The following is a 15,485-nucleotide window of genomic DNA, read 5'->3' on the forward strand; positions in this document are numbered from 1 at the left end:
GTCTCCAGGATTTCTAGGCGGTTTAGGTGCCCTAGGTTCTAGCGCTCAGTACGAGCCGGGCGCAGGTCACGCGGCAAGGAGAAAGTAATGGTCTCTGTGGAAGTCGTTACCTGTTCCACATCGTTGTAGCCGCGCGCATCAAGGAACTCGAGTACCTCGCGCACGAGAAGCTCCGGTACTGAGGCACCACAGGTTACTCCAACGGTTGAAACGCCCTCCAGCCAGGCTTCATCAATCTCAGAGGCAAAGTCAACGAGGTACGACGCCGTGGAGCCTGCCTCCAGTGCTACTTCTACGAGGCGCTTCGAGTTCGAGGAGTTCTGGGAGCCCACAACAATCATCAGATCGCACTTCGGGGCGATAGCTTTGACCGACTCCTGACGGTTCTGGGTGGCGTAGCAAATATCATCTGACGGCGGGTTTTCCAGGTGTGGGAAGCGCTCGCGCAGCTTGTTCACAATCTCGATGGTCTCATCCACCGACAGCGTGGTCTGGGAGAGCCAGATAAGCTTCTCATTCTGCAGGGAGTCCGGCAGCTTGTCGACGCCCTCCAGACCATCCACTAGGTGCGTCACCTCCGGAGCCTCACCGGCGGTGCCCTCCACTTCCTCGTGGCCCTCGTGACCAACGAGCAAAATCTGGTAGCCATCACGCTCGAAACGCTGTGCTTCCTTGTGCACCTTCGTCACCAGCGGGCACGTGGCATCGAGAGTGAGCTGCTTGCGCTCTTGTGCTTCCTTGCGCACGCTCGGAGCAATGCCGTGTGCGGAGAAAACCAGGTGTGCGCCCTCAGGAGCTTCGGAGGCTTCTTCGACAAAGATGACGCCACGTTTGGCTAGCGATTCCACGACGAAGCGGTTGTGCACAATCTGCTTGCGCACATAGATGGGTGCGCCGTACTTCTCCAGCGCCTTTTCTACTGTCTCAACAGCACGGTCCACGCCGGCACAGTAGCCGCGCGGAGCCGCCAGGAGCACCTTCTTGGCAGTTTCAGTCATGGCTCCCAGAGTATCGAATAACCGCCGCATACTGTAGTTACCGTTTAAGCTGCTGACTCGCCTTCCTCGCCCGCTGAGGGTGCATGTCCGAGCAACCTCCTAGACTGGACGCAGAACACAGCACGAAGAAAGGACTACGCGTGAACCAACCGGCTAATTCCGCGGAGGCACCGTGGCCCGTTGGCAAGGTCAATGACCAAGTCAAAGGCTGGATTGAGCGTCTCGGCTTCCTGTGGGTCGAAGGCCAGATTACGCAGCTCAATATGAAGCCATCATGGAAGCTGTCGTATATCACCCTGCGCGATGTGGAGCAGGAGAAGTCCGTGCAGTTGACCTGCAATACGTCGCTCATTCGGAATGCGCCCTCCCCGCTCAAGGACGGCGACCGCGTCGTGGTCTATGGCAAGCCAGCCTTTTACGCTGGCCGTGGCAGCTTCTCCCTCTGGGTCACCGAGATCCGCCACGTCGGCATCGGTGATCTGCTGGCACGCGTGGAGATGCTGCGCCAGCGCCTGCGCCAGGAGGGGCTTTGTGATCCTTCCCGCAAGCTGCCGCTGCCCTATTTGCCTCAGAAGATTGGCCTCATTACTGGACGTGGTTCCCACGCCGAGCGCGATGTCCTGTCCGTCGCACAGGACCGCTGGCCGGCCGTTCAATTCGAGGTCATCAACACCGCCGTGCAGGGCGCCACGGCCGTGACTCAGGTTGTTGATGCTCTGCGTACCCTTGACGCCGATCCGGAGGTCGACGTCATCATCATCGCCCGTGGAGGTGGTTCGGTGGAGGATCTTCTTCCCTTCTCCGAGGAGGCCCTGCAACGCGCTGTGGCTGAGGCCCGCACACCGGTGGTCTCCGCCATCGGACACGAGCCGGATCACCCGGTGCTTGATGACGTTGCCGATCTCCGCGCCGCCACTCCCACTGACGCCGCCAAGCGCGTTGTCCCTTCTGCTGCAGAGGAATATGCGCTCATTGCGGAGGCTCGTTCTCGCATGGCTGCTGCTCTGCGCGGGTGGGTGGAGCGCGAGCGGCGTGGCCTGGAGAATATCCGCTCTCGCCCGGTACTCGCGGACCCGATGGTGCCGATTACCGCTCGCCGCGAGGAACTTGACCGCCATGTCTCCCTGATCCGCCGCGTCATCACGCACCAGCTCGATCGGGAGAGCAACCAAGTCTCGTCGCTGCGTGCCCGCGTATCCGCCTTGGGCCCCTCAGCCACACTCGAGCGTGGCTATGCCATCGTGCAAGTTGTTCCGCGCGACGGCAGCGGGCCTGAGGTGGTCACCAGCTACGAGCAATCACCTCCTGGTTCACAGCTGCGCATCCGGGTGGGCGATGGCTCCATTACCGCCGCAGCGATGTCCTCCCACGCAGCGGACTAAGCACGATAGGTTTTAAAACGCTGACTTAACCCACACAGATAGGATCTCTTTCATGACTGACACCATTGGCGCCGGACAGCCCGGCCAGGATGCTTTCCCACCCGTTGAGGAGCTCAGCTACGAGCAGGCTCGCGACGAGCTCATTGAAACCGTCAAGATTCTCGAATTAGGCCAAATGGGTTTGGACGAATCGCTCAAATACTGGGAGCGCGGTGAGGCTTTGGCCAAGGCTTGTGAGGCGCACCTCGACGGCGCATCGAAACGCGTGGAGGAAGCCCTCCGCAAGAATGAGGAGGCTGAAGCCTAAATGAAGATCTATGCTTATCCGGGCGACCGCGTCGACTTCGTCTCCAAGTCCGGTGGAGCTGGTTCCATGGTCTTTGGAGATTCACGCCAACTCGCGGAAGAATTCTTCGGTGCCCCGCACACCGCTGAGGGCGAGGAAATCAGCTACTTCTCTGGCTCGATTGTGCTGCGTTTTGCAGAAGACAAGCTCACCGACATCACCCTCTTCCCCAGCAAGTCCGTCCACGAGAAGGTGGACGTCTACCTTGGCAAGACCCGCCTGAGCGGACTCGACCAGGAATCCCTTGCCCAAGCGGCGGGCAACGCCATCGATGTGGAGTGGGACGGAACGCTGCAGCGCGTCACTATTCGCTGACGACGTTGCCGTCTTCGCCAATTGTGAGCGGTTCAGCCTCTACGAAAGCGACCAGGGCCGTTTCATAATCAGCGTCAGAGGCAGAGCCGGTAAGGACGAGGCGGGCATCGCCCAAGTCAGTAATCCACAGTGGGCGGACATCCCGATCATCACTGCTGAGGATTTCAACGTCGTGGCCCGCCACCTCACGCTTCTCGGAGTTGGCACGATAGTTGGAGTCGTAAGCCGCGGGGACATCGCCAAGCGCCAGCTGCGTCTGTGCGGACTCAACATAGCCATCATTCGGGGTCAGCCAGCTCACGACGGAACCAACCTCAGAACCCATCTGCTTGCGGCGCGCAGCGTTAGGCTGCCATCCTTCCGGCAGAACAGGTTCGCGAATGACAGCTCCCGTGTTGCGCGCCTCCATCGCTAGGAAGGTCGAGGCGTCCACGTCCTGCACCGGACCCGATTTTTCAGGGTTCACGGAGCACAGTCCTGTCGCACCTACCGCGACGAACATCATGATGAGAATGACGCCAACGGTCAAGGTAATGTCACGCGCGCCCTCGAAAATTTTTGGTTTCTCTTCAGCAGCCACCCGCCTAGTATCGCACGCCCCATCCTGCGAACGCGACATCGACCACCTACCTGCAGTTTCCCGCACATTCACCCCCGATCCCACATCTGGGGGAGGCATTCGGGCTTAAGCCCACCATAAAAGTGGAAGAATAGAGGATGTATTCCGGGTAATTCTCCCACCCCGGGTCAAGCCACCTGATAAGAAAGGGACCACTTACTTATGTCCGACAACACGTCTTATATCCCTGACCGCAACCTAGCGATGGAGCTGGTGCGCGTCACCGAGGCCGCGGCACTGGCCTCGGGCCGCTGGGTTGGCCGTGGACAGAAGAATGAAGGCGACGGCGCTGCGGTGGATGCCATGCGTAAGCTCATCAACTCCGTAGAGATGAACGGTGTCGTTGTCATTGGTGAGGGCGAGAAGGATGAAGCCCCAATGCTCTTCAACGGCGAGGAGGTCGGCACCGGCGACGGCGCTGAGATGGATATCGCCGTCGACCCGGTGGACGGCACCCGTCTCATGGCTGAAGGCCGCCCGAACGCAATCTCCGTCATCGCCGCTGCTGAGCGCGGAACCATGTACGACCCCTCTGCGGTCTTCTACATGGAGAAGATTGCCGTGGGCCCAGATGGTGTCGGCTGCATCGACATCAACAAGCCCGTCGAGTGGAACGTAAAGTCCGTTGCCAAGGCAAAGGGCATCAAGCCAGCTGACCTGACCGTCGTTGTGCTCGACCGCCCGCGCCACGATGAACTCATCAAGGAGATCCGCCAGGCTGGTGCCAAGGTCCGCCTCATCATGGACGGCGACGTAGCCGGCGCCATTGCCACGTGCCAGGACACCAACTCCATCGACCTCATGATGGGCATCGGCGGCACCCCAGAGGGCATCATCACCGCTTGTGCCATGAAGTGCATGGGAGGCGAGATTCAGGGCAAGCTGTGGCCGAAGGACGAGGAAGAAGCTGAGAAGGCTCGCAAGGCTGGCCATGATTTGGATCGCGTGCTCACGACGAACGATCTGGTCTCTTCTGAGAACTGCTACTTCGCTGCCACGGGTGTCACCAACGGTGACATGCTGCGTGGTGTGTCCTACCGCAAGAACGGTGCGACGACCCGCTCCCTGGTCATGCGCTCCAAGTCCGGCACCATCCGCTACGTGGATTCCATTCACAAGCTGGCCAAGCTGCAGGAATACTCCGTGGTGGACTACACCAACCCGCACGATCAGGAAAGCTAATCCGCCTTCCACAGAACAGTGCTACGGTGGCCAACAGCGCCGTGCTACGGCACACATAAATCAATCAACAACGCACACTTCACAGAAAAGGTGACTTCATGACTGAATACCGCATTGAGCACGACACCATGGGCGAGGTCAAGGTTCCGGTCGACGCCCTGTGGCGCGCCCAGACCCAGCGTGCAGTAGAGAACTTCCCGATCTCCGGCCGCGGTCTCGAGTCCGCACAGATCCGCGCCCTCGGTCTGCTCAAGGCCGCCTGCGCACAGGTGAACAAGGACTCTGGCAAGCTGGACGCCGAGAAGGCTGATGCCATCATTGCTGCCGCCACCGAGATTGCAGAGGGCAAGCACGATGAGGCTTTCCCGATCGACGTCTTCCAGACCGGCTCCGGCACCTCCTCCAACATGAACACCAACGAGGTCATCGCCTCCATCGCCCACAACAATGGCGTGGAGATTCACCCGAATGACCACGTCAACATGGGCCAGTCCTCCAACGACACCTTCCCCACCGCTACTCATGTGGCGGCCACCGAAGCTGCTGTCAACGACCTCATCCCGGGCCTCAAGGTTCTGCACGAGTCCCTCGTCGCGAAGGCCAAGGAGTTCGCTGATGTGGTGAAGTCCGGCCGTACCCACCTCATGGACGCCACCCCGATCACCCTGGGCCAGGAGTTCGGCGGCTATGCCCGCCAGATCGAGCTTGGCATCGAGCGCATCGAGGCTACCCTCCCGCGTTTGGGTGAGCTGGCCATCGGCGGCACCGCCACCGGCACCGGCCTGAACACGTCCGCGGACTTCGGCGCCAAGGTCACCGAGGAGCTGAAGAAGCTCACCGGCGTCAAGGAGCTCTCTGAGGCGAAGAACCACTTCGAGGCGCAGGCTGCGCGCGACGCCCTCGTGGAGTTCTCCGGCGCTATGCGCACCGTCGCTGTTTCCCTCAACAAGATTGCGAACGACATCCGCCTCATGGGCTCCGGTCCGCTGACCGGTCTGTCCGAGATTCACCTCAAGGATCTGCAGCCGGGCTCCTCCATCATGCCGGGCAAGGTCAACCCGGTCCTGTGTGAGGCCGCCACCATGGTGGTCAGCCAGGTTATCGGCAACGACGCAGCTGTTGCTTTCGGTGGTTCCAATGGCCAGTTCGAGCTCAACGTCTACATTCCGATGATGGCCCGCAACGTCCTCGAGTCTTCTCGCCTTCTGGCTAACGTCTCCCGCGTCTTCGCTGAGAAGTGCATCGACGGCATTGAGGCTAACGAGGACCGCATGAAGAAGTTCGCGGAGTCCTCCACCTCCATCGTGACCCCGCTGAACTCTAAGATTGGCTACGAGAACGCTGCTAAGGCCGCCAAGCACGCACTGCATGAGAAGATCACCGTGCGCGAGGCCGTCATCGACCTCGGCTTCGTCGATGGCGAGAACCTCACCGAGGAGGAGCTTGACGAGCGCCTCAATGTTCTCTCCATGACCAACCGCGACCGCGACGACTTCTAAAGCTCACGCTAAGAAGCCTCTCCACCGCTCTCCTTCGGGAGGGCGGTGTCGTCGTTTTACACAACCCTCAACGGCGTGGTGACCCGCGACATATTCTTCCAGACGTTTTCCTAAAATCACCGGCTTTGCACTTGGTGCAAACTTGCACTGAGTGTACTGTTGCACTCTGTGCAAGAAGAAATGTCATTACGCGAGCAGAAGCGCCTCAAGACGCGCCTGCGAATCGAGGACGCCGCCACCCACTTGGTGGATGAGCGTGGATTCGCCGACGTCACTGTTGAGGAGATTTGCGAGGCAGCCGGTATTTCTCGGCGCACCTTTTTCAACTATTTCGATTCCAAAGATTCTGCCGTCCTCGGCAACCCAAGCCGGGAGTTCTCGGAGGACCAAAAAAGCTATTTCCTTGAGACTCCTACGGACAGCGTTTTCAAGCTGGCGGTCGATCTCATTAAAGAACATCTCATTGGTCAACATTCCTCAGATGACATCGCTGAGCGACGCCGCCGGATTTCCCGCGACGCTGACGCGGCAGCGGCGTCGCTAAGCCGCAAACGCGCAAAGTCCAACGAAATTCTTGAGCTTCTTTCCCAGAGACTCGAGAAAGAACCCTCCCTGCGGCGCATGCCCTCCGTGTCACCTCAAACGGAGGCCATCCTTATTGCTGCTGCCATTCGGGAGGCTTTCTGGATTGCCACCTCCTCCCCTGATTTCAGCTGCGCTATTCCCTTTGAGCAACGCTTTGATTCGGCACTCACACTTATTAACGATTATTCGAAAGGACTGACATGGTAGATACCGCGACTGAGTCGACCACTCAGGCCGACAACGGCAAGCCGGATAACAACCTTGCCCTCGTTTTCTCCGCCCTCGTGCTCACCATGCTGATGAGCTCCTTGGGCCAGATGATCTTCTCCTCCGCGCTTCCCACCATCGTGGGTGAGCTCGGCGGCGTTGACCACATGAGCTGGGTCATCTCTGCCTTCCTTGTCACCATGACCATTGCTATGCCCATTTCCGGCAAGCTCGGTGACATGATGGGCCGCAAGTGGCTCTACATCGGCGGTATCGCCACGTTCGTTGTCGGTTCCACTCTGGGTGGCTTCGCGCACAGCATGAATCTGCTCATCATTGGCCGCGCAGTTCAGGGCTTTGGCGCTGGTTTCATGATGATTTCCTCCCAGTCCATCATTGCTGAGGTCACTTCGGCCCGTGAGCGCGGCAAATTCATGGGCATTATGGGCGGCGTGTTCGGCCTTTCCTCTGTTCTCGGCCCCGTCTTGGGCGGTTGGTTCACCGACGGCCCAGGCTGGCGTTGGGGCATGTGGATGAACATTCCGCTGGGCCTGCTCGCCATCACGGTCTGCACCTTGGTGCTCAACCTTCGCGTGGGCGATACAGATCTGCGCAAATTTGATGCCCTCGGCGCGACCTTCATCGCTATCACCACAGCCTCCCTCATCCTCATGACCACGTGGGGCGGCACCCAATACGAGTGGTCGGACCCGATCATCCTTGTGCTTGCTGCCATCGTCGTCGTAGGTGCCGTTATCTCCTTCATCGTTGAGAGCAAGGCCAAGGAGCCGCTCATACCGGTTCACCTATTCAAGAACCGCAACATGGTCCTCACCACTGCCGCCGGCATGGTCCTGGGCCTGGCAATGTTCGGCGTTCTGGGTTATATGCCAACCTATCTGCAGATGGTCCACACCTTGACCCCAACCAAGGCTGGTCTCATGATGATCCCGATGATGCTCGGCTTGATCGTCACGTCAACCGCCATCGGTTTCATCATTGCCCGCACCGGCCACTACAAGCACTACCCCATTATCGGTCTCGCCATCACCGCCGGCGCTCTGTTCTGGATGTCCAAGCTCACCGTCGATACTTCCCTTGTACAACTCGGTGCAGAGTTCCTCGTCTTCGGCATCGGTTTGGGCTTTGTCATGCAGGTGCTTGTCCTCATCGTGCAGAACTCCTTCCCCGTTGCGTTGGTGGGCACCGCGACCGCGGCCAACAACTTCTTCCGTCAGATTGGTTCCGCCATTGGTGCATCCCTGGTGGGTTCCCTTTTCATCCACAACATGCGCGATGAGATGGCCGCCAACATGCCAGGGGCTATTGCCTCCATGGGCAAGGCCGGAGCTCCGTTTGCGGAGAAGTTCGGTGCTAGCGGAGGCTCCTCTAACCTGACACCATCCATGGTGGCAGAGCTTCCTGGCCCGATTAAGGATGTCATCCTCAACGCCTACAACGATGGCCTTACCCCCGTCATCCTGCTCATGGTGCCGATGGCTATCGTCGCCCTCCTGCTCATCCTTCCGGTGCGTGAGGAGCACCTCAAGGAGACCATCTCCTAACGAGTCCCTCCCTACAAAGAAATCCTCGCTACACCTTCATGTAGCGAGGATTTATCATGTCGAGGGTTAGCGCAGGATTCCCAGCTGACGAGCCACCTGGGTCGCTACACCGATAAGTGCTAGCACGCCAGAAATGATGCCGACAATGGTTCCAGCATCCATGCCGCCGGAGCTCAAGTCCCCGCCTAGGGACTTCTTGCGCACGGTCACCGTCTTGGTCACCTGGTTGTCCGACACCTGTGGCTGTCCATTGCGCAGTTCATACGTATTAAGCGTGATGGTTGCGGTCCCCTCCGCCTTGGCCTCATAGGTACCGTCCTCGTTAACATCGAGGACATCCGGATCACTGGAGCTTGGCGACGCCGCCGGGATCCCCAGCTTTGCTCCCCAGAAACCATCGATACTCAATCCCACACTGCCTGTGCTGCCGACGCTGGTGCCACCGGTAGTGATGAGATCAGGGTTCCTTACCGCGTCCTCTGGCACAGCAATAGGGAACGCATGGCGGCCCGACGCTAGGCGCTCGGGTTCAAATGGTGTGTCTTTATCCGAATAGAGGCCCGCCGTGACTTTCCCTACCTCGGCTTGGGCAAAATACACGAGCTCAGGGTTGAGAATGGAATGAAGGTGCCCATTACCCGTTGACCGCACGCCGTTCGCGCGAACGAGCTTCTCCCACTCACTGGGGCCTTCATTTCGATGCGTGGACCAAGAGAACACTGCGTCGTCCATTTTCGCGGAGGTCAGGTTCTCGGCCGGATAAGAACTGTCTAGGACTTCTGGTTTTTTAGCGCCAACGGCTCGTTGGTGGTCAAACAGGAAATTACACTCTGCAGCACGCTGCAGCGCGGCATGCTCGAGACCGCGATCCCATGCAATGCCATTCGCGTATTCCTCACGAGTGTTGAACCCGTTGGCACGCGCTGCTTGCTGCAGCGTACCGCCATTGAAAGGAAGATTCGCATCCCATGCCTTACCGCGGAGCTCACGCATCTGGCGAGTCACCAGATCAATCTCAGACTGCATGACGGGATCAGCAAAGGCATAGGCAAGAGCACCGTCGGGATGGTTTACGTCGAGCTCAGCTACCGGAACCGAGCCTGCAGAGGGAAAAGTTGCAGCCGCGGCGACGGGTGCAGCGAAAGCACCGGCCGTCACGGCTGCGGCGGTAGTAAGGGCAAGGACAGAAGTGCGGAAGGACATGGTTCACCCACGAAGGATAGAGAATAGATACATCCTCTACCCTAACGGCACCTATGCCTAGTTGGTGGAAGTATTGGCCTTCTTCTCCTCCGGCTTCGGCAAGAGCAACTCATACACATCGGTATCACGCCACTGGCCAGCGAGTTCACCGTAGGTCATCTTCGCCATGTGGGAGTAGGTGCCAACCTTAACGAAGCCACGGGACTTGTGGAGGCCTGCGGACCCTGCATTCTCCGGGAAAATCCATGAGTGAATGGCCCACTTGTGCAAGTCTCGGCACACCTCAATGAGGCGATCCAGCAGCGCGCCGCCAATGCCACGGCCTTGGGCCTCAGAGCTGAGATAAATGGAGTCTTCGACCACACCGTGGAACACGGTACGGGAGGATGCTGGCGCAGCACAGACCCAGCCAAGAACCTTCGAGTCATCATCCGCCTCAACAGCAACGAAGACTGACGGCATGATTTTGACGTTCTTAAATTCCTCGAAGGTCAACGATCGGGTCTCGTAAGTGGCGTGACCGGTGTTGAGGCCCTGCTCGTAGATCTCACGCATCTGCGGGTAGTCCGCTGCAGTGAAGGGGCGGATGCGGAAATCCTTCTTCTTGTCGTTCGCGTTTTCGCTCATGATCACAATTATTACTGACCTAGGGTCATCTCTGCCAAGCTAAGGTCACCTCGATCGCCATGCGCGAACGCGCTAATTCTCACCTTCGAGTAGATCGGTGACGAGCTCCGCAATTGCCGAGCGCTCCGAACGCTGCAGGGTGACGTGAGCAAAAAGTTCGTGCCCCTTGAGCTTCTCAATAACCGCTTGGACGCCGTCGTGGCGGCCAACGCGAAGATTGTCGCGTTGCGCCACATCGTGGGTCAGCACCACACGCGAGCCGCGCCCCAGTCGGGACAGAACAGTGAGCAGCACGTTGCGCTCAAGGGACTGGGCCTCATCGACGATGACAAAAGAATCGTGGAGGCTGCGCCCACGAATGTGGGTAAGCGGGAGGACCTCCAGCAGGCCGCGATCCTGCACCTCATCCATGACATTTTCGGACACAAGGCCTTCGAGCGTGTCATACACAGCCTGTGCCCACGGGTTCATCTTTTCGCTCTCAGACCCCGGAAGGTAGCCCAGGGACTGGCCACCCACCGCATACATCGGACGGAAGACCACGATACGGCGGTGCTCACCGCGCTCAAGAACGGCTTCGAGGCCTGCACAGAGGGCCAGCGCGGATTTACCAGTACCAGCGCGACCACCGATGGACATGATGCCCACGGAAGGATCCAGCAGCAGTTCTAGTGCCACGCGCTGCTCGGCTGAGCGGCCCTGGAGACCAAAGACGTTGGCATCGCCACGCACAAGGCGCACGGCGCCTTCCGGAGTTACACGACCAAGCGCTGACTGCGCACCGGCTTGAAGTGTGACTCCACAATGCACAGGCAGATCCTCGACGCGAGTGCCAGTGGTGGTCACGGAGCCATCGATAAGCACCTCGCCTTCGCTGTACAACTCGTCAATGACTTCCGCGGCGGTGTGAATAGTAGCCATACCCGTGTAACCGGTGAGAACGACATCCTGGGCGTGGTATTCATCAGCCTGGAGGCCTACCGCACCGGCCTTCACGCGCAGAGGCACATCCTTGGTCACGAGGACAGTGTCCTTGCCCTCATGCTGGAGGTTGAGCGCGCAGGCCAGAATGCGGTGGTCCCCCTCAGGGCCGCGGAAAGCCGCCGGCAGCAGCGATTGATCCTGGTGGTTGAGTTCCACGCGCAGCGTGCCGCCCTCCGCGTTCACCGGAACTGGATGGTCCAATGCCTCATAGGTGCCGCGAAGATCCTCCAAAAAGCGAAGAGCTTGGCGAGCAAACCAGCCGAGCTCTGGGTGATGACGTTTTCCTTCCAACTCAGAAATCACAACGATGGGCAGCACCACATCGTGCTCGGCGAACTTGCGCAACGCCCAGGGATCGGAGAGAAGGACGGAGGTATCGATGACGTAGGTCTTGGTAGCCACGGCGGCCTCGTTCGGCTGCTCGGTGAGGACGGAAGGATTGGTCATAACGGCAGGGTTCTCCCTTGTGACGCCGCCCCAACTCATCGACCTGGGGCGGCGTTGTGAAGCTGGTGATTTTCGAACTATCCAGGAAGCCTGTGGGAGCCTCCGGACACTCCCCAAGCTAGAGGCCGAAGGTTGAAATTACATGGGTGCAAGATGAACAGTATTAAAACGACAATCCCCGGCGCCACACCTTTCCCACGAGTCAACGTGGGTGGCATGGCGCCGGGGAAAGCTAGTAAGAACGAGGAAAAGTCTTACTTAATGAATTTACTTGATGGTGGCCTCGTACTTGCCAGACTCACCCTTCATCCAGGAAATGGTGCCGTTGGTGAACTCCTGGATCCAGCCGTTACCCTCGGCCTTCTCCGGGCCAGTCGGCAGCCCGATCTCGCTGTCCACGCCGCCCTCTGCAGCCCAGGTCTCAGCAATCTTACCGATAACCGGCTGTGCACCAGCTTCCTCGCTGAAGGCGAGCAGCTTGTCCTTAGCGAAAGTAGCGACGTTGCCATCAGCGGAGGTCTCGATGGACTCTGGGTCGCCCCACTCGGCAGCCTTGTCCTTAATAGCCTTGGCAAAGTCGGAAGCAACCTGAACCTCACCGTTGGCGGTCTCGACGCCTTCCATGCCGCCCTCGGAGTCAGAGGACTCGGAAGCGTCTGCGGAGTTGGAGGAATCAGCAGAAGCGGAGGAATCTGCAGAATCAGAAGCGTCTGCGTCCTCGGAGCCCTCAGCGCCCTCGGAAGCCTCAGCCTCGTCGGAACCGTTGACAGAGTCCTTAGCCTCGTTTACTGCGGAACCAGCAGTATCGGTAGCGTCGGCAGCGGCAGACTGTGCAGCGTCGCCAGCGTCCTTAGCGGCATCCTCAGCATCGGAGCAGGCTACAACACCCAGAGACAGGGTGGCAGCGGCGAAACCAGCAGCGAAACGACGGGTCATCTTCTTCATTGTTTATTCCTTTCTCAGTAACTTTCGTTGAGAACGGAGTCCACCGTAGATATCCAAATCTTTTTTGGCCACTATGCGACCCTGTGATTTGACAACAAAAGGGACACCTTAACGGCGTTTGCGCTGATGAGAGCCCTTATATCGTTTCGATAACGGTTTTGAATGTGAGGTTCCTTGTGACTTTCTGCGCGCCTGCTTGGCCTTAGCTTTGTCTCGTGCGCTGCGCTTGTGCGCGGTATTGCGGGACGTATTCCGCGTCCGCCCTTTGGCCACGCCCACGAAATCCTGAATCTCATCGCAGTCATCTTCTTTGCGCCAGACCAGCGCGATCTCAGTCAGAGGAATGGTGGAGTCCGAAAACCCAAGGGCTACTACTTGTTTCTTGCTCAGCACTTTAAGAAGCGGACGGGGAGCAATGGCCACACCCACGTTAGCGGCAACAACCTGGAGGGCGGTGCGGACGGAGGGGACGTCGACAAGCGCGTCGGCCCCAATTTTGTAATTAAGAATCTCGTCGGCAATATCCTCCGCGGTGAGGTCCTCCCCCACCTCCGCATAAACAGAGTCTTTGGGCACAGCGATGCCCGGCGCTTCTTCGTAGAGACGCACAACGTGGAAGTCACTATGAATGCGCGGGTCCGGAACGCGAGTCAGCGCCAGGTCAGCCTCGCCTGCCAACAACGCCGCCATCGAATCATCCGCATCGAACGTCACCAGAGACTCTGGCGAGTGCGAATCGCGGTAGCGGTGGAACCATTTGCCAGGTTCGGTACCAGTGGAAAAGACAAGGCGCAGCATGCACCTCATCCTACGGTGCTGCTACCGTGGTGACCGTGACTGATACCCCTAATATTGATAATGCGACCGAACCTTCCGGCACCGCCATGCGCGCGCAGACCGCCGCAAAGAAGCTGGGCATTTTCCTTCCCGCCACCCCGGAAGAGTTTCAGGCTAACGCTGTAACCCACGCGCAGTTGCGTGATCTCCAGGAGAACCCGCCCGAGTGGCTGGCCACCTTGCGTCGTGAGGGTCCGCACCCACGCCCCGTCGTGGCGCAAAAGTTGGGCATCTCCGTGACCGCTCTGAAAAAGAACGATATGGACCGCCCGCTGACCACCGCAGAGATCAAAGAACTCCTCGGCGCAATGCCCGAGTGGCTTGAAGCCGCTCGTAAAGCCCACGCCGAGGAGCGCTCGGAGAATGACAGCGAAGCCTAAACCAGCTTCCACTCCTCAAGGCCGTCATACAGCGGGAAGTCCGCGGCGACCTTCTCAACGCGGGCGCGCAGCTTGGCGACGTCCGCGTTCTTACCGTTAGCCAGTGCCGTACCGATTACGTCGGCGACCTCAGTGAACGCGGCGGCATCCAGGCCGCGGGTAGCCAGGGCCGGAGTACCGATGCGCAGGCCCGAGGTGACCATCGGCGGACGCGGGTCATTCGGCACTGCGTTGCGGTTGACGGTGATGCCGACCTCGTGGAGGAGGTCCTCTGCCTGCTGGCCGTCAAGCTCAGAGTTGCGCAGGTCAACGAGGACGAGGTGTACATCGGTGCCGCCGGTGAGCACGTCCACGCCAGCCTTGGTGCAATCCTCAGCGGTGAGGCGCTCAGCAAGAATACGTGCACCTTCGAGGGTGCGTTCCTGGCGCTCCTTGAACTCCTCGGTAGCAGCAATCTTCAGCGCGATAGCCTTCGCTGCCACAACGTGCATGAGCGGACCGCCCTGCTGGCCTGGGAAGACGTTGGAGTTGATCTTCTTCGCGAAATCCTGCTTGGCCAGAATGAGGCCGGAACGCGGGCCGCCTAAGGTCTTGTGCACGGTGGAGGACACAACGTCGGAATGCGGGACTGGGGACGGGTGCAAGCCCGCAGCGACGAGACCGGCAAAGTGTGCCATATCCGTCCACAGGTAGGCCCCCACCTCATCGGCGATGGACCGGAAAGCCTCGAAATCGATGGTGCGCGGGTAGGCTGACCAGCCGGCGATAATGACCTGCGGCTTCTCAGCCAGGGCCTGCTCACGGACCTTGTCCATGTCCAGACGCATGGTCTCCGGATCCACCTCGTATGCCGCAACCTCGTAAAGCTTGCCGGAGAAGTTGAGCTTCATGCCATGAGTAAGGTGTCCACCGTGGGCAAGGGACAGGCCCATGATCTTGTCGCCCGGATTGATCAAGGAACCGAGAACAGCGGCGTTGGCCTGGGCTCCGGAGTGCGGCTGAACGTTGGCGAATTCAGCGCCGAAAAGGGACTTAGCGCGGTCACGGGCCAGGTCTTCGACGATGTCCACGTGCTCGCAGCCACCGTAGTAGCGGCGGCCCGGGTAGCCCTCCGCGTACTTGTTGGTAAGGACGGAGCCCTGCGCCTGCAACACCGCGCGCGGGACGAAGTTCTCGGAAGCGATCATCTCGAGGGTGCCGCGCTGGCGTGCAATCTCACCGTTGATGGCATCAAAGACCTCGGGGTCGAGCTCGCGCATCTCTTGGTAGCGCAGGTCAGCAGAATTCGGAGTGGTCATGGAAACGTAAAGTCCCTTCTACAAGATGGTCCTGAAAAATCGCCGAAGCTTGTTCTACATCCTAAT

At 59.3% G+C, this 15,485-nt stretch carries 16 protein-coding genes; 8 read left to right on the forward strand and 8 right to left on the reverse strand.

All coding sequences use genetic code 11. The features are described 5' to 3' along the window. Window positions 1–38: 38 nt before the first annotated feature. Window positions 39–998 (reverse strand): 4-hydroxy-3-methylbut-2-enyl diphosphate reductase, encoded by a 960-nt coding sequence (locus M5J09_RS01455; protein WP_186302130.1) that lies wholly within the window; start codon window positions 996–998, stop codon window positions 39–41. 140 nt (window positions 999–1,138) lie between these two features. On the opposite strand from M5J09_RS01455, the gene xseA reads away from it, so the two are divergent. From xseA to M5J09_RS01470, 3 genes are read left to right on the forward strand one after another with little or no spacing between them, the layout of a single operon-like run. Then, window positions 1,139–2,380, forward strand: a complete 1,242-nt coding sequence (xseA, locus tag M5J09_RS01460) for an exodeoxyribonuclease VII large subunit (protein WP_042530250.1) — start codon at window positions 1,139–1,141, stop codon at window positions 2,378–2,380. 52 nt (window positions 2,381–2,432) lie between these two features. After that, window positions 2,433–2,687 (forward strand): exodeoxyribonuclease VII small subunit, encoded by a 255-nt coding sequence (locus M5J09_RS01465; protein WP_042530249.1) that lies wholly within the window; start codon window positions 2,433–2,435, stop codon window positions 2,685–2,687. Then, window positions 2,688–3,041: a hypothetical protein gene (locus M5J09_RS01470; protein WP_239179881.1), complete on the forward strand. Its 354-nt coding sequence runs from the start codon at window positions 2,688–2,690 to the stop codon at window positions 3,039–3,041. Here M5J09_RS01470 and M5J09_RS01475 read toward each other — a convergent pair. Further along, window positions 3,031–3,660 carry a DUF4245 domain-containing protein gene (locus tag M5J09_RS01475; RefSeq protein ID WP_257156740.1) on the reverse strand — a complete coding sequence of 210 codons (630 nt, stop codon included), beginning with the start codon at window positions 3,658–3,660 and terminating at the stop codon, window positions 3,031–3,033. The genes M5J09_RS01470 and M5J09_RS01475 overlap by 11 nt on opposite strands. A 162-nt stretch (window positions 3,661–3,822) precedes the next feature. On the opposite strand from M5J09_RS01475, the gene glpX reads away from it, so the two are divergent. From glpX to M5J09_RS01495, 4 genes are all read left to right on the forward strand, one after another. Further along, window positions 3,823–4,842, forward strand: coding sequence for a class II fructose-bisphosphatase (gene glpX / locus M5J09_RS01480; protein ID WP_042530243.1), 1,020 nt, complete (start codon window positions 3,823–3,825; stop codon window positions 4,840–4,842). A 98-nt stretch (window positions 4,843–4,940) separates the two neighbouring features. Then, window positions 4,941–6,341, forward strand: a complete 1,401-nt coding sequence (locus M5J09_RS01485) for a class II fumarate hydratase (RefSeq protein ID WP_257156741.1) — start codon at window positions 4,941–4,943, stop codon at window positions 6,339–6,341. 180 nt (window positions 6,342–6,521) lie between these two features. After that, window positions 6,522–7,133, forward strand: a complete 612-nt coding sequence (locus M5J09_RS01490; RefSeq protein WP_186302131.1) for a TetR family transcriptional regulator — start codon at window positions 6,522–6,524, stop codon at window positions 7,131–7,133. Beyond that, the gene (locus M5J09_RS01495) at window positions 7,127–8,698 is read left to right on the forward strand and encodes an MDR family MFS transporter (protein WP_257156742.1); all 1,572 of its coding nucleotides are present in this window, start codon (window positions 7,127–7,129) and stop codon (window positions 8,696–8,698) included. Before M5J09_RS01490 ends, M5J09_RS01495 begins: the two co-directional genes overlap by 7 nt. 66 nt (window positions 8,699–8,764) lie before the next feature. Here the strand turns inward: M5J09_RS01495 and M5J09_RS01500 are convergent, their stop codons facing one another. The 5 genes from M5J09_RS01500 to M5J09_RS01520 form a co-directional block, all read right to left on the reverse strand. Beyond that, entirely contained in the window at window positions 8,765–9,901 is a 1,137-nt protein-coding gene (locus tag M5J09_RS01500; RefSeq protein WP_257156743.1) for a hypothetical protein, read from the reverse strand. A 57-nt stretch (window positions 9,902–9,958) separates the two neighbouring features. Further along, on the reverse strand, window positions 9,959–10,528 hold the full coding sequence (locus tag M5J09_RS01505) for a GNAT family N-acetyltransferase (RefSeq protein ID WP_042533174.1): 570 nt from the start codon (window positions 10,526–10,528) through the stop codon (window positions 9,959–9,961). A 72-nt stretch (window positions 10,529–10,600) separates the two neighbouring features. After that, window positions 10,601–11,959: a PhoH family protein gene (locus M5J09_RS01510; RefSeq protein ID WP_042530232.1), complete on the reverse strand. Its 1,359-nt coding sequence runs from the start codon at window positions 11,957–11,959 to the stop codon at window positions 10,601–10,603. A gap of 267 nt (window positions 11,960–12,226) precedes the next feature. Beyond that, entirely contained in the window at window positions 12,227–12,904 is a 678-nt protein-coding gene (locus M5J09_RS01515; RefSeq protein WP_239179889.1) for an LGFP repeat-containing protein, read from the reverse strand. Between the two features lie 108 nt (window positions 12,905–13,012). After that, entirely contained in the window at window positions 13,013–13,702 is a 690-nt protein-coding gene (locus tag M5J09_RS01520) for a LysR family transcriptional regulator substrate-binding protein (protein ID WP_257156744.1), read from the reverse strand. 86 nt (window positions 13,703–13,788) lie between these two features. On the opposite strand from M5J09_RS01520, the gene M5J09_RS01525 reads away from it, so the two are divergent. Further along, entirely contained in the window at window positions 13,789–14,121 is a 333-nt protein-coding gene (locus M5J09_RS01525; protein ID WP_141741459.1) for a DUF5997 family protein, read from the forward strand. On the opposite strand, the gene glyA is transcribed toward M5J09_RS01525, so the two are convergent. Beyond that, the gene (gene glyA / locus M5J09_RS01530) at window positions 14,118–15,419 is read right to left on the reverse strand and encodes a serine hydroxymethyltransferase (protein WP_042530224.1); all 1,302 of its coding nucleotides are present in this window, start codon (window positions 15,417–15,419) and stop codon (window positions 14,118–14,120) included. The two genes, M5J09_RS01525 and glyA, sit on opposite strands and share 4 nt — an antisense overlap. Window positions 15,420–15,485: the final 66 nt, after the last annotated feature.

Source organism: Corynebacterium sp. BF-R-2 (genome assembly GCF_024586525.1).
Lineage (GTDB): Bacteria > Actinomycetota > Actinomycetes > Mycobacteriales > Mycobacteriaceae > Corynebacterium > Corynebacterium singulare.